The organism is Streptomyces sp. WP-1 (assembly GCF_030450125.1).
Taxonomy (GTDB): Bacteria; Actinomycetota; Actinomycetes; order Streptomycetales; family Streptomycetaceae; genus Streptomyces; species Streptomyces incarnatus.
Map to the genome: position 1 here is coordinate 46,206 of NZ_CP123923.1, position 22,060 is coordinate 68,265.

The 22,060-nt window shown below is 71.1% G+C and carries 17 protein-coding genes and 1 pseudogene; 13 read left to right on the plus strand and 5 right to left on the minus strand.

What is annotated here, in order from left to right; genetic code table 11:
- Nucleotides 1–11 precede the first annotated feature (11 nt).
- The 3 genes and pseudogenes from QHG49_RS00245 to QHG49_RS00255 form a co-directional block, all read left to right on the plus strand.
- Nucleotides 12–1,223 (plus strand): MFS transporter, encoded by a 1,212-nt coding sequence (locus tag QHG49_RS00245; protein WP_301486615.1) that lies wholly within the window; start codon nt 12–14, stop codon nt 1,221–1,223.
- A 98-nt stretch (nt 1,224–1,321) separates the two neighbouring features.
- The gene (locus QHG49_RS00250; protein ID WP_301486617.1) at nt 1,322–2,614 is read left to right on the plus strand and encodes a hypothetical protein; all 1,293 of its coding nucleotides are present in this window, start codon (nt 1,322–1,324) and stop codon (nt 2,612–2,614) included.
- Between the two features lie 302 nt (nt 2,615–2,916).
- Nucleotides 2,917–3,182: pseudogene (locus QHG49_RS00255) on the plus strand (RidA family protein); the annotation flags it as partial.
- 67 nt (nt 3,183–3,249) lie between these two features.
- Here QHG49_RS00255 and QHG49_RS00260 read toward each other — a convergent pair.
- The gene (locus tag QHG49_RS00260; protein ID WP_301486619.1) at nt 3,250–4,221 is read right to left on the minus strand and encodes a LysR family transcriptional regulator; all 972 of its coding nucleotides are present in this window, start codon (nt 4,219–4,221) and stop codon (nt 3,250–3,252) included.
- Between the two features lie 126 nt (nt 4,222–4,347).
- Between QHG49_RS00260 and QHG49_RS00265 the strand changes: the two genes are divergently transcribed.
- From QHG49_RS00265 to QHG49_RS00290, 6 genes are all read left to right on the plus strand, one after another.
- Nucleotides 4,348–5,442, plus strand: coding sequence for a YncE family protein (locus QHG49_RS00265; protein ID WP_301486621.1), 1,095 nt, complete (start codon nt 4,348–4,350; stop codon nt 5,440–5,442).
- A 751-nt stretch (nt 5,443–6,193) separates the two neighbouring features.
- Entirely contained in the window at nt 6,194–7,615 is a 1,422-nt protein-coding gene (locus QHG49_RS00270) for a prenyltransferase/squalene oxidase repeat-containing protein (protein WP_301486623.1), read from the plus strand.
- On the plus strand, nt 7,612–8,295 hold the full coding sequence (uppS, locus tag QHG49_RS00275) for a polyprenyl diphosphate synthase (protein WP_159697510.1): 684 nt from the start codon (nt 7,612–7,614) through the stop codon (nt 8,293–8,295). Before QHG49_RS00270 ends, uppS begins: the two co-directional genes overlap by 4 nt.
- Entirely contained in the window at nt 8,292–9,278 is a 987-nt protein-coding gene (locus tag QHG49_RS00280; RefSeq protein WP_301486627.1) for a terpene synthase family protein, read from the plus strand. Before uppS ends, QHG49_RS00280 begins: the two co-directional genes overlap by 4 nt.
- Nucleotides 9,279–9,283: 5 nt before the next feature.
- Nucleotides 9,284–10,669, plus strand: coding sequence for an NAD(P)/FAD-dependent oxidoreductase (locus tag QHG49_RS00285; protein ID WP_301486629.1), 1,386 nt, complete (start codon nt 9,284–9,286; stop codon nt 10,667–10,669).
- Nucleotides 10,670–10,861: 192 nt separating this feature from the next.
- Nucleotides 10,862–11,524, plus strand: coding sequence for a zinc ribbon domain-containing protein (locus QHG49_RS00290; RefSeq protein ID WP_145490956.1), 663 nt, complete (start codon nt 10,862–10,864; stop codon nt 11,522–11,524).
- Nucleotides 11,525–11,806: 282 nt separating this feature from the next.
- Here the strand turns inward: QHG49_RS00290 and QHG49_RS00295 are convergent, their stop codons facing one another.
- Nucleotides 11,807–12,241: a helix-turn-helix domain-containing protein gene (locus QHG49_RS00295; protein WP_301486632.1), complete on the minus strand. Its 435-nt coding sequence runs from the start codon at nt 12,239–12,241 to the stop codon at nt 11,807–11,809.
- A 101-nt stretch (nt 12,242–12,342) separates the two neighbouring features.
- On the opposite strand from QHG49_RS00295, the gene QHG49_RS00300 reads away from it, so the two are divergent.
- The 3 genes from QHG49_RS00300 (at nt 12,343) to QHG49_RS00310 (ending at nt 14,617) form a co-directional block, all read left to right on the plus strand.
- Nucleotides 12,343–13,194, plus strand: a complete 852-nt coding sequence (locus tag QHG49_RS00300) for an alpha/beta fold hydrolase (protein WP_301486634.1) — start codon at nt 12,343–12,345, stop codon at nt 13,192–13,194.
- A 156-nt stretch (nt 13,195–13,350) separates the two neighbouring features.
- Nucleotides 13,351–13,782 (plus strand): Rrf2 family transcriptional regulator, encoded by a 432-nt coding sequence (locus QHG49_RS00305; protein ID WP_159697518.1) that lies wholly within the window; start codon nt 13,351–13,353, stop codon nt 13,780–13,782.
- A gap of 82 nt (nt 13,783–13,864) precedes the next feature.
- Nucleotides 13,865–14,617, plus strand: a complete 753-nt coding sequence (locus QHG49_RS00310; protein ID WP_145490947.1) for an SDR family NAD(P)-dependent oxidoreductase — start codon at nt 13,865–13,867, stop codon at nt 14,615–14,617.
- A 208-nt stretch (nt 14,618–14,825) separates the two neighbouring features.
- On the opposite strand, the gene QHG49_RS00315 is transcribed toward QHG49_RS00310, so the two are convergent.
- Nucleotides 14,826–15,971, minus strand: a complete 1,146-nt coding sequence (locus QHG49_RS00315; RefSeq protein ID WP_301486639.1) for an MFS transporter — start codon at nt 15,969–15,971, stop codon at nt 14,826–14,828.
- A gap of 569 nt (nt 15,972–16,540) precedes the next feature.
- Here QHG49_RS00315 and QHG49_RS00320 point away from each other — a divergent pair.
- Entirely contained in the window at nt 16,541–17,113 is a 573-nt protein-coding gene (locus QHG49_RS00320; protein ID WP_201300476.1) for a hypothetical protein, read from the plus strand.
- 781 nt (nt 17,114–17,894) lie between these two features.
- Here the strand turns inward: QHG49_RS00320 and QHG49_RS00325 are convergent.
- Together QHG49_RS00325 and QHG49_RS00330 are read right to left on the minus strand one after the other, a co-directional pair.
- Nucleotides 17,895–19,370, minus strand: coding sequence for a glycoside hydrolase family 76 protein (locus tag QHG49_RS00325; protein WP_301486642.1), 1,476 nt, complete (start codon nt 19,368–19,370; stop codon nt 17,895–17,897).
- 1,003 nt (nt 19,371–20,373) lie between these two features.
- Complete coding sequence (locus QHG49_RS00330; protein ID WP_301486645.1) at nt 20,374–21,909, minus strand: AMP-binding protein; 1,536 nt, start codon at nt 21,907–21,909, stop codon at nt 20,374–20,376.
- Between the last annotated feature and the right edge of the window lie 151 nt (nt 21,910–22,060).

Here is a 22,060-nt window from a genome sequence, read left to right on the forward strand (position 1 = left end):
TCCGTCGTACCGTGACCGCGAATGCCCAGAGTGCGGCACGCGAGGCGACTGCCGCCGGGCCGGTGCTGCCGCGCGCGTTCTGGTGGCTGTGGACCGCCACGCTCGTCAACCGGCTCGGCGGCTTCGTCGTCGTGTTCCTGTCGCTGTACGTCACGCTCGACCGGGGCTACTCGGCGTCCTTCGCGGGGCTCGTCACCACTTTGTACGGTGTCGGCGGCGCCGTCGGCTCGATCGTCGGCGGCCTGCTCGCCGACCGGTTCGGCCGGCGGCAGACGCTGTTGGGTGCTCAGCTCCTGAGCGCCCTCGGCACCGGGACGCTGGCGTTCACCCAGGGGCGGGCCGCGCTCGCGGTCACCGCGTGCCTGGTCGGCCTGGCGGGGAACGCCTCCCGGCCGGTCGTCCAAGCCGTGGTGGCCGACATGGTCACCGCGAAGGCACGTGTCAGGGCCTTCTCCCTCGTCTACTGGGCCGTCAACATCGGCGTGGCGGTCTCCGCCGCGCTCGCCGGAGTGCTGGCGCAGCGCGGATACACCCTGCTGTTCCTCGGTGAGGCGGCCCTGACCGTGGTGTGCGCGCTGACCGTGTACCTCGCGGTGCCCGAGACGCGTCCCGATCCGGCCCGGCACCGAGAGGACACCCACCGGGGCACGGAGGCGGGGGAACTGTCGCGAGGGCGACGCTTCCTCGCCTTCGTGGCCGTGACCTTCCTGGTCGGGCTGCTGATGCAGGAGGTCAGCACCGCGCTGCCGCTCACCATGACACGGGCGGGCCTCAGCGCACGCGACTACGGCCTGGTCATCAGTCTCAACGGCCTTCTCGTGGTGGCGCTGCAACTGCCCGCGGGGCGGATCCTCGGGCGGCTCGGTCCGGCGGGCCCCCTGGCCGTCGGGACGCTGCTGCTGGGCGGGGGGCTGGGGATGACGGCCATGGCGGCCTCCCTGTGGACGTACGCCCTGACCGTCGTGGTGTGGACGGTCGGCGAGATCCTGGTGGCCCCGACCGCCATGGCCGCCGTGGCCGACCTCGTGCCGGGCCACGCGCACGGGCGCTACCAGGGGATGTACAGCTTCGCCTGGTCCGCGGCGGCGTGCGTCGCGCCGGCGGCCTCGGGATACGCCTTGGACACCGTGGGCCCGGCCACCCTGTGGGGCGTGAGCGCGGCGCTTGGCGCGCTGGCGGCCGCAGGGTACTTCCTCGTCCTGCGCGGACGGCGCGACGGCTGACGGCCGGGACGACCGACGAACAGCATGGACGAGCAGCACGATCGACGACCAGGACGATCGACGAGCAGGACGATCGACGAGCAGAAGGATGCACAGGGATGGCTGATGAGATCACGTTCTGGGACTTCTCCAGGTCGCAGGCGCTCAGCCGCTACAACGGTTCGAGCATCGACGTGCGGGAGATCGCGGAGTTGTGCGCTCTCCGCGCCCAGACCGAAGCCGTCGATCCCGAACTCCCGTCCGCGGACGAGATGGTGGGAATCCACCCCCTGGCACTGAAGCGGCCGCGCCGGTGGGAGGCGGCGATCGCCGCGATGATCTACGCCTCCAGCGGGCAGATCGCCCTGCGGGAGGAGATCATCAAGGGGCGGGAGCTGCTGGACCGGCTGCCGAAGCCCGATCGAAGCGCTCTCACCGTGTCACGCATGCTGGCGCTGGTCCCCGCCATGACCGCCGGCTTCCGCTTCAGCCGGCAGAGCCAGACGTTCAACCCGGAGGCGAACCGCTATCCGGAAGGCGCGCGTTTCCTGTCGGCGCTGCTGGAGGAGCGGCCGGCCCTCGATGTGGAGATCGGACTGTGCGCGCACCGGGCCGGCGTGAGCAATCCGGTCCTTCCGGAGCACGTCAGCCCGACGGGCGCGACCCGCATGGTCGCGTTCGTGGCCGCGCTGCTGGACAACTCGCGGGCGACGCGGCGTACGGTCAGCGTCTCCCAGCAGACGGCGACCGACCGGGCCGCCGGCACCGTCAACTCCCTCGTCTTCCTGCACTACGCGCGCGAAGGAAAGCTGGAACACTTCCTCCGCACCCTCGACCAGCACGCGGACGACATACGGGCGGTCCTGGCGCGGCACAACGCCGTCTCGGCGACGTGTTTCCGGTTCACCCCGCTCGACCCGTTCAGCGAGGTGGTGGAGCGGGACATGGAGGAGGCGTTCGGACCGGGCTGGACCGGTGCGCCCACCGATCCGCGCTGGAGAAGCGGGGGGACGCTGGACTCGGCCGTCGAGGACGCGAAGGGGAAGATGGCGCGGTTCATGCGGGACGCGCCGCTGGACATCGACCATCTGCTCAGGCGGCACAAGGACTCCGAGACCCCCAGTGAGCGCGGTGTGTCGGCGCTCCACTGGTTCGACCGGCACCAACGCCAATCGCTCGACGTCCGGGCCCGTTACGACGTCGCCTTCCACCACCGCCTGGCCCTGACCACGCTGGAGAAGGACGGCGTGGGGATCGGCATGGAACGGGGATGGGACGCGTACCAGTGGCTGGCCTGGAGCGCCGCGTACGGCTCCGCCCGAGCGCCGATGCCGCTCCTGTACGCCAGAAGCTCGACCGAGCCCGCGAGCCATGTCTCTCTGCGGAGCTTCAATCTGCGGCAGTTCTGGTGAGAGGTGAGAGGTGAGACGCCGGTATCGCGGGGAGCACCTGGACATGGCATCCGGCGCCGCGCGCGTCAGGGCGGTCACGGTGACTGATTCGGGGAGGGCGAGGCGTGCTCGGCCCCATTGAGTACGGCCATGAGGTCCAGCACCTCGGCAGGCTCACGGTGCTCACGCGGCGGGTCCCCCGCCGCTGCCGGACCGGTCCATCAGACGGGGCCTGGGCTGACGCGCCCGTCTTCGGGGACCAAGTCTCGCTCGGGCGCCGGTTGCCGTCGTAGGCGAAGCACTGGTGGTCGGCCTTGGCCGTGCCTGTCCGCGGGGACTTCGCCGCTCAGGTCGCCCTGGCCTTCGACCGGTTGCGGTCGGCGCCGGCCGGTACGGGGCTCGGATACCAGCATGTGGTCGCCTCGGCACCTTCGTGATGGAGCACGACCTGGACAAGCTGAACGTCCTCGGCAAGGAACTGCACGCCCGGTTCGGGGACAGGCCGCCGGCCCAGACACTGAGCGGGGCGGCCTCGCTCGCTCTGCCGGGGATGCTGTTCGAGGTGGATGCCGTGGCGGTACGGCCGTAACGGCATGACGGCATGACGGCATGACGGCGTAACCGTGGCAGGTACCCGGGCCCGGTGGGCTGCGGTCCTACGGCCGCCCGGCGGGGTCCGGCGCCGACCGCCATACCTCTCGTACCCGGTCACGCAGCCACCGATGGGCCGGGTCGGCGTCGTCACGCGGGTGCCAGGCCATACCGATGTCCAAGGGCGGTAGTGACACCGGGACTTCGAAGGTGCACAGCCCCAATGCGGCCGGGCAGTGTTCGGCGGCGCCGACGGGGGTGAGGCAGACCAGATCGGTCTCCCGGCACAGGAACAGCGCGGCGGTGTAGCTCGGCAGGGTCGCCACCACGCGCCGCCGCAGGCCCAGTTCGGCCAGGCGCTCGTCCACCGGGCCGTGCACCCGGCCCTTCCGGGACACACCGATGTGGTCGGCGGCGGCGAACGCCCGTGCCAAGGCGCGCTTGCCCTGCCCGACCGCTTCCAGCACGGGATGGCCGGGCCGGACCACGCCCACCAGCCGCGTCCCACCGAGAGGTTCGACCAGGATCTCGGGCTCGGGGCGCGCGAGCACTCCGATCTCCAGGTCCAGACGGCCGTCCCGCAGCGCCGGGGTCTCCTCCGATGCCTCGGGGAGGAAACGCAGCACGACGCCGGGCGCGTGGCGCGAGACGGTTCCGATCAGCTGTGCGGCGAAGGCGGTCAGGATCATCTCGTTGGCCTGGAGAGTGAAGCGCCGGGTGAGTTCGGCGGGGTCGGCGGCCGGCTGCGGTGCCAGGACCGTCCGGGCCTGCTCCACCAACACCCGTACGCGCGGGCGCAGTTCCAGGGCGTACGGCGTGGGGACCAGGTTGCGGCCGGCCCGCACCAGGACGGCGTCGCCCAGGACCGTGCGGATCCTGCCGAGCGTACGGCTCACGGCGGGCGCCGACAGCCGCAGCCGCTCGGCGGCGCCGGTGACGCTTCCCTCCTCCAGCAGCGCGTCCAGCGTGACCAGGAGGTTCAGGTCGAGCGAACCCGGATGCGGCACGTCGGCGGACGAGTGGACGACCGAGATCACGGTGTGACTCCTCTCACTGAACGGCGGGTCGGCTCGGCCCCCCGCCAGCTCGTTTGCGTCTGACGCAAGCCATCCTTGCGTACCTTGCACTGGAGTCAATCGACGTCCGTTGCCAGGCTTGGGTTCATGACCAACACACCTGACACAGCCCGCTCTTCGGCCGCCACGGCCGCCGCCACCGCCGCTGAGACCCGGTCGCCGAGGACGGGCGACATGCTCGCGGTGGTGAGCCAGGGCAGCTCCACCGTCACCTTCTTCGACGCCGTCGGCCACGGCCGGCTCGGCGCGCTTGCCCTCCCCAGCCAGCCGCACGAGCTGTGCTACGACCCGGCCAGGCGACTGCTCTACGCCAGCATCACCTACCGTTCCGGCTACTACCACGCGAACGCCGGCCGGGCCCGGGAACTGGTGGTCATCGACGCGGACGCCCGCCGGATCGTGGACACGGTGGACCTCGCCCCCGACCACGCCCCGCACGACATCCGGCTGGACCCGGTGCGCGACCTGATCTGGATCAGCGTCGAGGCCACCGCCGAGGAGACGGGCGGCCTGCTCGCCCTGGACGCCGACACGCGCGAGCGGGTACGGCGGGTCCCGGTGCACGCCCCGGGGCCCCACTGGTTCGCGCTCACCCCGGACGGCCGCCGGGCCTACTCCGCCAACAAGGAAGCGCCCTTCGTCTCCGTCGCGGACCTGGAGACCGGCGAGTCGCTGGAGCCGATCGCGGTACCGGGCAGCGAGGGCATCGACATCTCACCCGACGGCCGTCACGTGTACGTCGCCGCGCCCAAGGGGGACTACCACCCGGGGACGGTGCCCGGAGCGGGGGTCCGGATCATCGACACGGCAACCGGCCGGACCGTACGGACCCTCGCCACCGACAACGTGGTCTTCCCCGTGCACACGACGTCCCAGGGCCTGCTGCTGGCCGGTGAACTCCGGGTGACCGCCGGATCCGACGGAGCCTCCCTCGGCGCGCAGCAAGGCGGCGTGCTCCACATCTCCGACGCCGAGGGAGAGCCGCGCGGGCGACTCCCCGTCGGAGCCTTCCCCCTCACCATCACCTCCTCGCCGGACGGCCGGCTCGGCTACGTCGCCGCCATCCTCGACAGCACGGTGACGGTGGTCGACCTGGCGGAGATGAAGGTCGTCACCACCCTGGAGGTCGAACACGAGGGTGAATCCGGCGCCCACGGCCTGGCGTACATCCCCGCACCCTGACCGCGAGCGGATGAGGGATCGCCTCCTCCGCCATGCACAACCCCGCCCGAGCCCTCGCCGCCTGTGGTGCGGCCACGCCCGTGGCCAACACGCGTCGGGGTTCGGTGACGGCGGTGGTGACTGTCGGCCGAGCAGATCCCCACCGCCTGGGGCGAGGCGCGCTCCCGCTGGGAGGGCTCGTACGACCTGATCGACTCGGCGCCGAACACACTGTGCCCGGTCCGGCGGCACCGGCCTGAACCTCGCCATGGGCGTCCTCGGCGCGCTGTCGGCCAGGGCATGAGCCCAGGTCCCGACTGCTTGGACGACTCCTTGTTGGAGCCCAGCGAGTTCCAGCCACCGGCCCCGTCCCGCACGGATCAGCGGCGGCGCACGGTGCCGGTGCCTCCGTCCCGGCCGCTCGGCTCCGCCTCCCCGCGGCGGCCGTTCTCCGCGTGGCGCCTCAGATCATGCACCCTCCGGCCCACGTTCTCCCTCCGCAAGTACCGCTTTCGGGTGAACCGGATCGACTTCGGTTCGCGGTCCTTGTTCTTGATCTCTACTGGAGAACCGCCGTCGGAATGATCAACGGAAGGACCAGTCGATGCGGATGAGGGACCGGTCGGGAGCGAGAACCTGGCCTGCCTCTGAGATGCCTCCGGGAAGCGCGTCGGCGCGTGGCCGTATGGTCGCCGCCCTGGCCGCACGGGTGGGGCCGGACGGAGCCTTGCGGGACCCGTGTGAGAGCCGTGTGCTCGAAACGGCCTTGGCCGTGGCCCTGTTGGACCGCGTCGGCGGCTACCCGGCGGAGTCGGGGGCGATGCGGGGGTTCCTGCGGCAGGGGCCACGAGCCGGCACGCTCACCGGGGTGGAACGGGCGCTGGCTCGCGCCGTACTGGAAGGCGGGACGGTCGCCGTGACGGACGCGCTGGTCGAGGAAGTGGCGGCGGCCGCCCCGCACTTCACGGCCGGACGCAAGCGGGCGCTCGTGCAGGCGTTCGCAACGGCCGTGGACGAAAGGTTTTTGCCCGGGTGGGACGGCGCGGCGTTCGACCGTTCGGGCCTGCATGCCTGGGCCGTCGTCCAGATGACCGCGAGCAAGGTGATCCTGGCGCACGCGACCGGGAACACGCACGCGGTCGACGACGAGGACGTACGGATCCTGCTCGACACCCAGCGCGGCACCGGTGTGTGGGAGGGCAATGTGCTGCTGCACCTCTCCGCGCTGCACGCCCTGTCCCGTCTACCCGGTACGGGCCGGGTGGTGACCGATGGCGTCCGCGCGGCGCTGGAGCAGCAACGCGCCGACGGCGGCCTCCCGTTCGTGACCGACACCGACACCTGGGTGACCGCGACGGCGGGGATCGCGCTGGCGAGCGCGGGCGCTCCACGGGACGTGCTGCACCGGCTGGCCTCCCACCTGGTGGGCCGTCAGCTTCCCGGAGGGGGGTGGTCGTACACCGACGCGTCCTGTCAGGCGGACGTGGACGACACCTCCGTCGCCGTGCAGTTCCTCCATGTCCTGGACGCCGCCCGGTACGAGGAGGCGATCACGCGGGGGATCCGGTCGATGACGTCGGTCGCGGGACCGGACGGCGGCTTCCCCACGTACCGCCATGGGGCGCCGTCGGAGCCCTGCATGACCGCCGCCGTCGTCGACGCCCTGACCCTCCGGCCCGCCGGACACGAGGTCCGGATCCGCGCGGGGCTCGACTATCTGGCGGAACTCCAGTGCCCCGACGGGTTCTTCCCGCCCGACTGGAGCAGCAGCACCCTGCACACGGTCTTCCGGGTCCTGCTGGCCGCCTCCCGCGGTCCCGGCGGAAGATCGCCCGGGGTCGAGCGGATGGCGCAACGCGCCCTGGGCGCCGTCCTGTCGCGCCAGAATCCCGACGGGGGCTGGGGGATGCGGGAGGGCGACGAGAGCGATGTCCTGTCCACGGCCTACGGTCTGATCGCCGTGTGCGGGCAGGACGATCCAGGGCCCGCGCGCGGCGCCGTCTCCTTCCTGATGGCGGCCGAGCACGACGGCGGGGTCCGGGGCGCGCTCTCCGATTCGATCGGGCCCCGGCCGTTCGTCTTCACCGTGCCCGTCCTGGCCGACGTCTTCACCGTCCTGGCGCTGGGGCATCTGGCGGGCCGGACGGCCCCGGCGCCGCTCGGGCCCGGCCGGCGTCTGGCGGTGGCGCGTTGAGCGGGCCGGTCCCCCGGCATCTGGGCATCGTGCCGGACGGCAACCGGCGCTGGGCGCGTGCGCGCGGCGTTCCGGTCCGGGCGGGGTACGCGCGCGGGGCGGAGCGGACCGTCCAGGTGCTGCGGTGGTGCGAGGAGGCGGGGGTGGAGACGGTCACCGTCTGGGCCCTGTCGCTGGAGAACATGGTGAAGCGTCCCGAACTGCCCGTCATGCTGGACGCGATCGGCGCGCTCGTGGAGCGGGTTCGGGCCGCGGGCGCATGGGACGTCCGGGTCGTCGGATCACCGGAGCGGCTGGCCGCCGCCGGGCTGCCCTCCCCCGACTCCTTCGACCGGAGTCCCGGACCGGCGGGAGCGGCACGGCGGCTCACGGTCAACCTGGCCGTGGCGTACGACGGCCGGGAGGAGGTCGTGGCGGCCGCACGCGCCGTACTGGCCGAGTCCGGGCCCGGGAGCCTCGACAGCGCGGCGATCGGCGACCGCCTCGCCCGGTGGGGGCTGCCCGACTGCGACCTGATCCTGCGCGCCTCGGGCGAACAGCGGCTGTCGGGCTTCCTACTGTGGCAGAGCGCGCCCGCGGAGCTGTACTTCAGCCCGGAGCTGTGGCCGGACTTCGACCGCAGGTCCTTCGACACCATGCTCGCCTCGTTCGCCCGCCGACAGCGCAGGTTCGGGGCATGACCGGTCCGGCAGGGAACGACGCGCGGGCGCTGGCCGCGTTCGCCCGGCACCATCTGCTCAGGCTGTCTCCCCCGGCCGGGGACCACCCCATGGCCCGGGAGCTGGAGACGGACGTACGGTCCTGGGCCGAACGCGCGGGTCTGACGGCCGACGGCGGGCGAGCGGGGCTGGAGCGCCGGAGGATCGGCCGTCTCGTCGGCCGCTGCATGCCGGACGTGCCCTTCGGGGTGGCCCGGTTGACGGCACGCCAGCTGGCCTGGGTGTTCCACTTCGACGACACGGTCGCCGAGGACACGCGGCGGCTGGCGGCGCACCGCTCCTGGGACCCGCCCGGGGTGCTGCTGACCGGGCGGCTGCCGGCCGGGGCACGCTCGTGTGCGCACCTGAACGCGCTGAAGTCCTTGCGCGCCGGCATCACGGCCGCGGGCGGCACCGCGCTGCTCCCGCGGCTCGCGGACGGACTGCGCCGGTACGTGGAGAGCTGTGCGCGGGAGGCTCCGTGGCGTGCGACGGGTACTCCCCCGGATCTGGAGACCTATCTGGCCGAGCGGGTCCACACCTCGGGCGGCCATCCGATGTACCTGCACCTGCTCGCCCCCGGAATGCCACCGGCCGCGGAGCCGCTGCCCGCCTCCCTCACCGGTCTCGCGGAACTCGCCTTCCTGCTCGGCGCGCTCGCCAACGACCTCCTCGGTCACGCCGCCGAGCACGAACGCGGAGACCCCGTGAACGCCGTCACGGTCCTCGCCCGCGCCTACGCGCTGCCCCTGCCCGAGGCGTACCGGGCCACCGTCGTGCTCCACGCGGCACACCAGCACCGCTTCGAGACCGAACGGGCCCGTCTGGCGGACGACATGACGCTCACCGAGGCCCAGCACCGCTTCGTCCAGGCCGTCACGGGCTGGGTGCGGGGCAGCGCGGCGGCCGTCGAGCCGTACTGGCACCACCTCCTCGCCGACCACCCATACGACAGAACAGGTTGATCACTGTGCCCACTTCGCCCACCGTCATCGTCGTGGGAGCCGGCATCGCCGGGCTGACCGCCGCCTGGCGCCTTCAGCAGGCCGGGGTGTCGGTACGCGTCCTCGAACGCGACAGCGCGCCCGGCGGCCGTATGCGCACCATCGACCACCACGGGTTCCGGATCGAGACCGGTGCCAGCATCCTCGGCCGCAACTACACCGGCATGCTCCGCCTCATCGAAGAACTCGGCCTCACCCGCCAGTTCGGGCCCGCCAACACCCTCTGCGCGTTCCAGCGCGGTGACGCCGTCCACCGGCTGCACACCCATGCGCGGACCGACCTGCTGCGCACCCGTCTGATCGGCGCGCGGACCAAGGCGGCGGTGTTCCGCGCGCTGCCGACGTTTCTCGCCCACCGCCGGTGTCTCGACTGGGACAGCATGGACCGCAACACCTACCTGGACGGCCTCAGCGCCACCGAGTACGCGCACCGCCATCTCACCCAGGAAGCGATCGACTATCTGATCGAGCCGCTCTTCGGCGGGGGCATCGTCCTCGCCTCACCGGACCGGCTGGCCGCCGCCGACATGCTGTTCTACACCGCGAAACTCCTCGTCCCGCACATCAACAGCCCCCAGGGGGTCGGGCTCCTCACCCGCACACTGGCCCACCGGGTTCCCGTACAGCTCGACGCCCGCGTCCGCCGCGTCCGCCCGGAGGGCGAGGGCGTCCGCGTCACATGGCAGGACGCCGACGGCCGCGCGCACACGGAACAGGCCGAAGCCGCCGTCGTGGCGGTACCCGCTCCCCAGGTTCCGGCTCTGCTGCCCGGCCTTCCCCGCGCGGACGGCGCCTATCTCGCCTCCGTCCCCTACTCCCGAGCCCTGATCATCTCTCTCGCGACGGAACGCCCGCCCGCGGAGAGGGCGTTCGCGCTGTTCCTCTCCCAGCGGGAGCACCCCGCACTCGTCGGTGTCGAACTCCACCACAACAAGATCACCGGGCGGGTCGACGACGGGCGCGGGCTCATGACCCTCCATCCCCGCCAGGACTTCACGGACCGCTGGTGGGACGCACCCGACGACATCGTCACCGAACAGGCCGTCGCCGCCGCCGAACGCGTCTTCCCCGGCATCCGGAGCACCGTCCTGACCAGCCACGTCAGCCGCCAGGACCCCGCCCTCGTCGTCCGGCCGCCCGGCGGCTACGCCGAACTGCGCGCCTTCAACAGCCGGCGCCGCTCGCGGGACCCCCGAATCCAGCTCGCGGGTGACTACTTCGGCCCCTCCAGCACCTACGGCGCCCTCCGCTCCGCAGAACAGGCCACGGCCCGGCTCCTGCGCCACCTCGGGCTCAACACCCGGGCCGCCCACCGGCCTCGGCGGGACACCTCGTCGCCACGTTCGGCGTGAGGGCGGCTCGCCCATGCCCCTGCAAACCGGCCGGGGAGGCGCTCCACGCACACCGGGCGAAGTCTCGCCACCAAGGCCCGGCTGGGCGAACGGTGTTCACGCCCGCGGCCGGAGTCGTGATCCCCCCTGATCGGTTTCGGCCATCGGCTATACACTCTCCGCCGGGAGCGACTTCTGTGGGGGGCGGCCGTCATGAGCACCGAGATCTACTTCAACAACAACCACCGCGACCTGTGCGTCCAGCAAGGCACCGGCGCGGGTTTCCAGTTCGAGTTCTCGTGCTCGCGCTGCTCGGACTGCTGGCGTTCGCCGTTCGAACCGTTTCGGGCCGGGCAGATGGCGGGCTGGCTGTCCCGGGGTGTGAGTGCCGCCTGGTCGATCATCGGCGGCAGCACCGGCCAGAGCGTGACCAACGCCGCGGACGGCCTGGCGGGAGCGAACTTCGGCAGCCAGCGGGACGCCGCCTTCACCCGCGCCATCGAGCGCGCGCAGGGCCATTTCAACCGCTGCCCGCGCTGCACCTCCTATGTCTGCGCCCGCTGCTGGAACCAGGGGCAGGGGCTGTGCCTGACGTGTTCGCCGGACACCGCGGCGGAGGCACAGGCGGCCCAGCAGCGTGGACTGAACGACATGGTCTCCCAGCGCGCGTACGGCGTCGGCCAGCAGCAGGGCGTGGGGTACGACGTCACCACCCCCCGCCAGCTGGTCTGCCCCAACTGCCGTACGGAAACCCGAGGCGGCGCGTTCTGCCACGGCTGCGGCCACCATCTGGCCCAGACCGCGAGCTGCTCCGCGTGCCATCAGAGCCTCCCGGACGACGCCGCCTTCTGCCCCTCCTGCGGCTCCAGACGCTGACCGCAAGTACCGGAGTCGTACCCTCCCGGGGACGAATTCCACGTGTGCCGCGCGGTCGCAGCGGTACGCCTGGTCGACCTTGCCCAGGGGGGACGGGCTCCCGGGGGGCTCACGCCCACCGGCGGCGGTGCGCCAGGATCGCGGCACGGGGTGCGGGATCAACCGCCGCGAGAGGCGCCGCGCCGTTGCCGCGCGACACGACCAGTCCGGCAGTCGACTACGAGGCGGCCGTACACGAGGCGGCCGTACTCGAACCCGTCATCGACCCGGGGCCGGCGGCTCTCACTCTTCCTCTCCCCCTTCCCGCCACGTCTGCCCGGCTTCGGCGAGCTGGTTGTTCCGGTCGATCTCCGGCATGTGCGTCTCGGCCCACACCCGCAGGGCGGAGAGCGGTCCTTCGAGGGACTGGCCCAGCTCGGTGAGCCGGTAGTGGACGGCGGGCGGCACGGTCGGTTCGACCCTGCGCGCGACCAGGCCGTCACGAGCCAGGCTCTGCAGAGTGACCGACAGCATCTTCTGCGAGATGCCCGGAATACGGCGCCTCAGTTCCGCGAAGCGGAGCTCGCCGGGTGCCGCCTCGGCCAGCACCTTGACCACCATCGACGTCCACTTGGTGCCGATGCGGTCGAGCAACCGGCGGGTCGGGCAGCGCGGATCCAGCAGATCACCGCGCGCACCGGGCCGTCGACCGGGTCCACCGGACCTGGATGTGGTCACCCGCAGCTCACCACCTGAGGGGAAAGTGCCGTCTTGGACGGCCCAGGGTAGTTCCCTAGCGTGACCCTGTCACCATTCCTCACCACCCCTGGAGTCCTCTCGTGCCCGAGCTGCGGCGCATCCCTGTCAACGATGTCGAACTGAACGTCGCCCTCGCCGGATCAGGCCCGCCCGTCCTGTTGCTGCACGGCTTTCCGCACACCTGGGAGCTGTGGACGGACATCATGGCCGACCTGTCCGACCGCTACCGCGTCATCGCGCCGGACCTGCGCGGTTTCGGCGCGAGCGGCGGGGCCGCCTCCGGGTACGACGCCGGCACCCTGGCCGACGACGCCGCCGCGCTGCTCACCACGCTCGGCGTGTCCCCGGCCGCGGTCGTCGGGATCGACGCGGGCGCCCCGCCGGCCTTCCTCCTCGCCCTGCGTCACCCCCGTCTCGTCCGGCGCCTGGTCGTCATGGAGTCCCTGCTGGGCCGGCTGCCCGGCGCCGAGGACTTCCTCGCCGACGGCCCGCCGTGGTGGTTCGGCTTCCACGCCGCCGCGCCCGGACTCGCCGAGACCGTGCTGCAAGGCCATGAGGCCGCCTATGTCGACTGGTTCCTGCGCACCGGTACGCTCGGCGACGGAGTGTCCCCCGCCGTCCGGGATGCCTTTGTCCGCGCGTACACGGGCAGGGATGCGCTGAGCCGCGCGTTCTCGTACTACCGGGCCCTGCCCGAGAGCGCACTGCAGATCGAGCAGGCGACCGCCACCGCCCGTCTGACCGTGCCGACCATGGCGCTGGGTGCCAGGCCCGTCGGCTCCGCGCTGGAACGCCAGCTCCGCCCGGTCACCGACGACCTCATCGGACACGTCATCGAGGACTGCGGCCACATCATTCCACTGCACCGACCGGACGCCCTGCTCACCCTGCTGCGTCCGTTCCTGGCCGGCGAGGACGCGATCAGGGCGTGACATCGGCATGAGGGCGGCCCTTTCTGTCCGCGCACCCCGGTGCCGAGCCCTGCCGCATCCACCAGAGAGCCGCTTCCACGCCCGCGCGAACGGAAACGCCCGGACGGCACACAAGCGCGATGTAACTGTTATGGTTACATCTGGGAGGTGGTACGGGTGAGCGCCAACAGCCGACTGACGGTCGCGGCCCATGTGCTCGTATGGATGGAGCTGTACCGGCGCCAGGGCGGCACGGTCGCCACGTCCGAGCAGATCTCCGAGAGCGTGAACACCAATCCGGTCGTGATCCGGCGCCTGCTCGGCGACCTGCGCAAGGCCGGTCTCGTCTCCTCCCGGCGAGGCGCGGGCGCGGGCTGGGTCCTGGCCCGCGACCCGGCGCAGATCAGCCTCCTGGAGGTGTACGACGCCGTCGAGCCGGGGCCCCTGTTCGCCATGCACCGCACCCTGCCCAACCAGGAGTGTCCGGTGGGCCGGGGGATCCAGCCCGCCATCGGCGAGGTGTACGACCGGGCGGAGGCCGCGGTGCGGCAGGAGTTCGCCGGGTCGAGCCTGGCCGACGTCCTGCGCGGCGTTCTCGCCGCTCACTGACCGCGGGCCGGGGCCCGTCCGGCGTACGGGAGGCCCGCCCTCGCCCATAGACGTAACCGTCATAGTTACAAGGAGCGAAATCATGGGACAGCTCGACAACAAGATCGCCCTCGTCACCGGCGCCTCGACCGGTATCGGACTCGGCATCGCCGAGCGCTTCGTGAAGGAGGGCGCGACCGTCTACATCACCGGCCGCCGCGAGAACGAACTCAAGGCCGCGGCCGAGCAGCTCGGCGACAGGGCCGTCCCGGTCCGCGGTGACGTGTCCGACCTCGACGACATCGACCGTCTCTTCGCCCACGTCCGTGACCGCTCGGGCCGTCTGGACATCCTCGTCGCCAACGCGGGCGGCGGTGAGCTGGCACGGCTGGGGGACATCACCGAGGAGGACTACGACCGTACCTTCGCGATCAACGTCAAGGGCATCGTCTTCACCGCCCAGAAGGCGCTGCCCCTGCTGGACCGAGGAGGGTCGATCATCCTGCTGTCCTCCACCAACGCCTCCAAGGGCGTGCCCGCCATGAGCGTCTACAGTGCGACGAAGGCGGCCATCCGCAGTCTCGCCCGCTCCTGGGCCGCGGAACTGGCCGAGCGCGGTATCCGCGTCAACGCCGTGAGCCCCGGCCCGATCGAGACTCCCGGCATCCTCGGTCTCGCGGGTGACAACCCCGCGGCCCGCCGGCGGCTGGCGGACAGTTTCACCACCCAGGTTCCGCTCGGCCGGATGGGGCGTACGGACGAGGTCGCCGCCCTCGCGCTCTTCCTGGCCGGCGACGAAAGTTCCTTCAGCACAGGCGGGGAGTTCTTCGTCGACGGCGGTCTCGCTCAGATCTGACCACGCCCACGGGCCCCCGGCGCGACGGTCGGCGGACGAACAGAACGGGCGCCGGCCGGAATCGATGGGATCAGGAGCCGACATGCAGTCGGCTCCGGGCAAGCTGATCAAATTCCGGCGACGTCGCTGTCCGCGGCGGTGTCTGGATGGCGCTGTCTGAATGTCGGTGCGCCGTAGCCTGCCCGTGAGGACCCGTGAGGATTCGACGTCATTCTCGGGCCATGGTCCGCAGTGGCCAGCGGGCCTCGGTCAGCCAGACGAGGAGTGCCAGGGCGGGGAAAACGGCACCGAGCAGGCAGACTCCGTTCCAGCCGTAGGCGCCGTAGGCGGCGCCGGCCAGTCCGGAGCCGGCGACTCCGCCGACGAAGTAGGTGCACATATAACCGGTGGTGAGCCGGCTGCGCGCTTCCGGGCGCAGCCGGTAGACCTCGCTCTGGTTGGAGATATGGGTGCCCTGCACCCCCAGGTCGAGCAGCAGGACCCCGGCGACCAGCCAGCCGACGCGGGAGCCACCGGCCCACCCGGCGATCCAGCTGACCGCGGTGAGCCCGATGAACCCCGCTGTCGCCACGCGTCCCCAGCCCGCGTCGGCGATGCGCCCGGCCATCTGCGCGCAGCAGGCGCCGGCGACGCCGAGCAGACCGAACAGCCCGATCACCGTCTGGCTGAAGTGGTAGTGACCGGCCAGCTGGAAGGCGATCGCGGTCCAGAAGGTGCTGAACGACGCGAACACGAGGGCCCCGTAGAGTCCGCGGCGGCGGAGAGCGGGTTCGTCCAGGTAGATCCGCACCACCGAGCCGAGCAACCGGTGATAGGCGGTGCGTGTGGTCGGCGCCGAGGACGGCAGCTCCATGCGGCAGGCGACGGACAGTGCGAACGTCAGCACGGCTGCGGCCAGGTAGACGACCCGCCAGCTCGTGGCTCCGGCGATGACGCCGGACACGGTCCGGGCGAGCAGAATGCCGACCAGCAGCCCGCTCATGACGATCCCCACGGAGCGCCCGCGATTCGCCGGGGTCGCCAGATGGGCCGCGAAGGGGACGAAGATCTGGGCCGTCACCGTGCAGAAGCCCACGACCGCCGCCAGCGCCATCAGCACCCCGATGTTCGGTGCCGCGGCCATCCCCAGCAGCCCCAGCCCGGTGACCACCGTCGTGATCGTCACCAGACGGCGACGCTCCACCAGGTCCCCCATCGGCACGATCAGGGCCAGCCCCAGGACGTAACCGACCTGGCCGAAGGTCGTGACCAGCCCGGCGATGCCACTGCCGACCCCGAAGTCATGGCTGAGCGTGTCGAGCAGCGGCTGCACGTAGTACGTGTTGGCCGCCGACATACCCGCTCCGACGGCCATGAGCACGAGAAGACGGGTCGACAGGCCCGAGCCCGCCACCCCCTCCGCGGGGCTTCCCTGGGCCCCGGCGCCGGGCTCCCCGGGGGTGGTCTCCTCGGCTGATGCGGCTCCTCGCCTTCTGCGCGTCACGACGTCCAGCATTCAACCAGCCGGATCACCGGTCAAACGGATGAGCCCTCTCCTTTCACCGACGCCGCCCGGCCGCCTCGCCATGAGCAAGCCGGTCCTCCGCCATGATCACCCGCACTGCTGGTTGCGCGGCGCTTCGAGCTGTTGTGCGCCGGGCTCACCGTGGCGGGGGGTTTCCCGTCGCAAGCCCCGCCATTCGGGTGAACCCGGAGCTTCGGCTGTTGATCTTCCTGATGGGATCAAAGCCTCGGTGCCCGATCCGGTGGCACCCCTCAGAAAGGCAGTACGTGTCTCACGGCCAGCACAAGCACGCCCGCGTCATCTGTCCGCCGGCTGCTGCGACCTTGGGGACCGATGGTCACCGCTCCGGTGACAGGTGGCTGTCCTCGCGAGAGTCGGGACAGGTCTTCATGATGGGAGACAACCCGACGCTTCCCCCCATGCCCGAGCGGCCCACCCTCGCCGACTTCTTCCGCCGCAGGCTCGCGCTCGATCCCTTCACCACGCGCCACATGATGCAGAGCGCGCGCAAGGCACGGGAGCAGGGAGCGGACGAGAAGGTGGTGCTGGCCTGCCTGCTGCACGACATCTCGGTCGCCGGCCTGCTGCGCAGCCAGCACGGCCACTGGGGCGCCCAGCTGGTGGGTCCCTATGTCGACGAGGAAGTGGCCTGGGCGATCCGCCAGCACGAGATCCTGCGCTACTTCCCCGACGAGAGCGTCGGCTATGGCTACCCGGAGGCGTACAGCGACTTCTTCGGCGCCGAGTACCAGCCACCCGCCCACACCCGGGCCGCCTATCTTGAGGCCCGCCGACACCGCTGGTACATGTCGGCGCGCATGGTCACCATCAACGACCTGTACACCTTCGACCCCGATGTCCATGTCGACTTCGAGGAGTTCGAGGACGTGGTCGGCCGCCACTTCCGCCAGCCCGCGCAGGGCCTGGGCTTTGACAGCTCTCCCGTGGCCCACATGTGGCGCACCATGATCTGGCCGAACAACTTCCTCTGACCGGCGGCGGCTCGTCGGCGGAGAATGCCTCAGCGGGCGTGGCCATCCCGGCGTCGCTTACTCCCAGGGGAGTCGGTGTGCCCCCGCGGAGCGGCAGGCGAAAGGAACAGCAGCCGCCGCACGCGTTGCCGAGCGAACTGTCCACCATGGCCTCGGAATCTCTCGCCAGGTGATCGTCGTACTGCCCGGCGAGGGCGTTCCGACTCCTCGCCGGGCAACTCTGGTCGAGGGCCTGTCCCAGCCCGCCTCCGGCATCACCATACGGGACAACACCCTGGCTGATGCCCCGGAAACGGAGCCGCCGTCACGGCCGCTCTCACCACCGCCCCCCAGGCGATCCTCGCCCACCGGCTCGGCAACATCCGCACCGCGGACCGCGTGGTCTTCCTCAAAGAGGGGCGTGTCGTCGAGGAGGGCCCGCTTTCCGTCCCGGGCCCCTGGCCCCTGGCCCCTGGCCCCTGGTGGGCGTGTAATTCACCTGCTGGGGCCAGGGAGCGCGCCGGCTGTCCGGCGAGCTGGTGACCGAGCCCGTCCCCGCCGCTCGAAACGGCAACCACGCAGGTGGTGTTGACGCAACCGGTGCAGCGGCACGTCCACCGCCGCCGTCAACGGCCCCACTCCCCCACGCCCGCACCTTCCGGGCCGGGGCCGGACGGGTTGGCAGGATGTGCGTCGCGGCGTGCGTTACGAGAGCGACAGTGGTCCCGGTCAACCGTTCGACGGCGCCCGTGCCGAAGCCTCCTTCGGGGGCGCCGCCGACGGTTCCGTGGCCCTGGCCGGGCTACTGCCCTGCGGCGTTGAGGAGATCGAGAACGCTCTGCTGGCACCCGTAGTCGGTGGTGCCCGAACCGCCGTTCCAGTGCGGGCCGTACTGGTCGAGAGTGCTGCGGTCCTTGGCGTAGGCCGTGTCCGCCCACCGGGTGAGCGTCGCGGCGTAGGGATGGCCGGACAACTGCGCGTTCAGTTTGCCGAGCCCGCGTACGTAGGCGCCCTTGAAGGAAGGCCCGTCGCCGGTGCAGCCGTCGGACTCCCCGGGTTCACGGAGCACACCGTCGGTCTGGAGCCGTGTGGTGGAGGCGTCGGCCAGTTGGCGGGCGGTGTCCAGGAGGCCGGTGTCGCCGGTCGCCCGGTACAGCTCGGTGAGGCCACCGAGCACGACGCCCTGGTTGTACGTCCACGTGGTCTGGCCGTTGTTGGCGCAGGCGTCGGTGAGGCCGTCGTTGATCATGTGGTCTTGGTTGATCATGCCGCTCTGCCGGAACCAGGACCATTCCTGCCGGGCACGGTCCAGGTAGACGCTGTCACCGGCAATCCGGTTGTGGAGCGCCGCGTTGAGCTGGAGGAACAGCTCGTTGGTGATCGCGTTCTTGTAGGTCTTGGACTCGTTCCACAGCACCCCGCCGCCGCATGTGCCCGTCCAGTAGGCGTTCATGTGGTCCGCGTCGGTGCGAGCGGTGCTGAGGTACCGGCTGTCACCGGTCGCGTCGTACGCGGCGACCCAGGCCAGCCCCCACCAACCGGTGTCGTCCAGATAGTCGTTGGTGAAGTTGCCGCCCTGCGCACCGAGGTTCTTGTCGTAGGTGGTGGAGAGGGCGTACTTGTAGCTGGGCATGCCGCTGACCCGGGCATTGTCGATGACGGCCGTCAGCGCGTTCGCGCCGGTCCACCAGCCGTTGCCGCCGAACAGCCCGGTGCCCCGGTCGTAGGACATCATCAGTGCCGTGGCCGCCGCGGTGCCCCGGCTCCAGGCGTTCCGGTTGACCCGGGCCCAGGGGGTGCAGGTGATCTCCGCCCGGTCACCGGCTTTGCCGCACGCGCGCAAAGCTCCGACTCCGGCGGTGTTCCAATCGTCCACGTTGTACATCTGGGTCCGCCAGCCGCGGTATCCCTGCGGGGTCTTGGTGTCGCCGAGCTTGCTTCCGGAGGACCAGGTCCGGCCGCCGTCGAAACTGCGGTCCAGCCACACCTCGTCGCCGGGGTTTCCGTCGTCGATGGACGCCCAGCCCATGACATCGTTGTCGGAGAGGTGGAGCCGGACGGTCCGGCCGTACAGGGAACTGCTGACCGGGATCCGGTCCGAGGTGGCGGCGGAGGGATCGCGCGCGTCACAGTACGTGTCACAGACCACCGCTGCCGCGACCGCGTGGGCGTCGGCGCCGGTACGGGGGCCTCCGGTGGCAGCAGCGGGGGTCGCGGTGAGCAGGGCGACGACGAGCGACAGCCCGGTCGCCGCCGGGCCTTTCCTGAACGGGGACATACCGGCCTCCTGTCGGGCGGGGCGATGCCCGCCCCGGATGAATATTGACGACTGAATTGTTACGCACATGTCAAGATGGCAAGGTGAATCTGGAGGCCCTGGCAGCGGCGCCCGGGAACCGTGAGGCGGTGCGGCGGCCCGCCGTGGAGTACGCAACCTCGAAGGAGGAACACGCGATTGACCGGAGCGGACGGACTCGCGGCCTCAGCTCGTGTCCGTGAGGATCCGCCCCCGTATGCCGTCCGCCACCCTTCGGGGCCCCGAACTTGTCCGCAGCCCGGAGGGGGGCCGGGGTTGTCGCCCTGAACCGCCCGCGTGATTGATGCCCTGGACGTCCGCCGACTTGCCTTCGCCGGGCCGGCTCTACGACATGCTCGACTCGGAACTGACCAGGTGACCAGTGTCATGGAGGACCAGATCCGCACCGTTCTGGCGGGCTGGACACGCTCCGGTGTCGCCGACCACCCGCTAGAACAGGTGTACAACCCGCCTGGTGCCTTGAGGACAGGAAAGTCCCATCCGAGAGGTCCTTGCAACCGCGATGCCGCTCAACGGCGCCGACCTGACCCGGGGGGGCTCAGCCGGGAGACCGTGACCGTCCGTGGGGAAATATCGTCGGGGAATGCCCTCTCCTGAGGGCAGTTCGGCCGACCGTGGGGCGGCGGAGGCACTCGTCTGTCGCGTGGCGGAGGGCGAGAGAGGTGAATCCGCCGTCATCAAGGGCGAGTTCAGCTCGGACACCGTCTTCGAAGTGGGTCGGTTCCGAGGGCAGCATGGTGTGCTCCACCACGATATCGGCGCACACCACGGGTACAGCGCGTATTACGTTGTGCGCACTGCCGAAGACCGACACGGACCGTCGGGTCCAGCAGCGGATGCCCCGGAGAACTCCAGGGCATCCGGCATCCGACATCTCACGCCTCCCCGTCGTACCTGCCTCATCCGGCTTCCGGGACGGCCCGGTGGTACCGCGGTGACGGGCCGTCGGCCGCGTCGCGGAGCCTCACGGCCGGGCCGTGGCGCGGCGGCGCAGTTCCTTCTTGTCGGGCTTGCCCACGTCGGTGAGGGGCAGTTCGGTGGGGAAGGTGATGTGGGCCGGCTCGTACATCGGCCCGCGTTCGGCGCGTACGAAGGCACGCAGTTCGTCCGCGTCGAGGGTGGCACCGGGGGCGAGCAGCACGGCGGCGTGGACGCGTTCCGTGCGGTCCTCGTCGCGGACACCGAAGACGGCGCTCTGCCCGACCTGCGGGTGGCTGTTGAGCAGGTCCTCCAGTTCGGTGGTGTACACGTGGCCGCCGACCACCACGATCATGTCCTTCAGCCGGTCGACGACGGTCAAGTAGCCGTCGGGGTCCCGGAATCCGATGTCGCCGGTGTGCAGCCAGCCGTCCCGGAGGATCTCCGCGGTGAGCCGCGGTTGCTTCCAGTAGCCCTCCATGACCATGTCCGAGCGCACCACGATCTCGCCGTGTTCACCGTCGGGGAGCACGTTGCCGTCCTCGTCCCGGATCTCGACCTCGACGCCGTCCAGGATCTTTCCCGCGCTGCGCAGCCGCTCGGGGCGGGTGTGGTCGTCAGCGGACAGGATGCTGATCAGGCCCGCCTCGTTCTGTCCGTACCCCTGGAGCAGTACGGGGCCGAGGCGGCGTACGGCGTCGGTCAGTCGTGCCGGGGACGCCTGGCAGCCGCCGTAGAGGACCTGGCGCAGTGTGGAGGTGTCGGTGTGCTCCATGCGCGGGTGGTCGAGCAACTGGTAGAGCAGGGGCGGCAGTAGCCACAGGTGGGTGATGCGCTCGCGCTCGATGGTCTCGAGCACCTGCCCCGGCTCGAAGTCGTCGAGCAGGACCACGGCGCCGCCGTACTCCAGCACGGCGTCCATGAGCATGCCGGCGACGTGGGCCATGGTGGTGGCCACGAGCTGACGGTGTGTCAGGGCGGCGGTCTCGTCGACCGGGCGCGCGGAGCGCTGCGCCTGCACCTGACGGTAGGTGGTGCAAATGCCCTTCGGATGGCCGGTGGTGCCGCCCGTGTGCCGGATGGCGCATATGTCGTCCGGCTGCGCCTGGCTGGCGAAGGGCTCTGCGGGCTGGGCCGCGCAGAGCGCCAGCAGGTCCTCGCCCGTTTCGGTCGGGCCGAGCACCAGCACCGACTTGACCGGTACCGACTCGGTGATGTCGGCGGCGCGGTCGGTCATCCGCGGGTCGACGACCAGTGCCCGGCTCTCCACGTCGCGAACGATCGCGGCCTGTACGTCGGCGGCGAGCTTGCTGTACAGGTGATTGACCCGGGCGCCGATCAGATTGGCCGCATATCGCACGGCCAGGGCCTCCGGGAGGTTGCCGCTGAGCAGAGTCACCGTCTGGCCGCGCTCGATGCCCTGGGCCTGCATGGCCCACGCCATCCGGTACACCAGGCTGCGCAGCTCGCCCGCGGTGACCCGCTGGTCGCCGTATACCAGTGCCTCGCGGTCGGGGTTCTCCCGCAGGGCGTCGAGGATGTGCTCCACATGGTTGCGGAAGCCTGGGGCGACATCGGACATGTGTGATCCTCCTGAGCCGGAACGCGGCGCTGCGTGACCCGGCCTGATGGTTGTTCATCTGTGGGGGGTGGTCAGGAGACGTGCGCCTCATGGCCTCGGTCGCGTGGGCGCTACTCCACGCGGGGTGGCGGCACACCTGCAACAAAGGTTG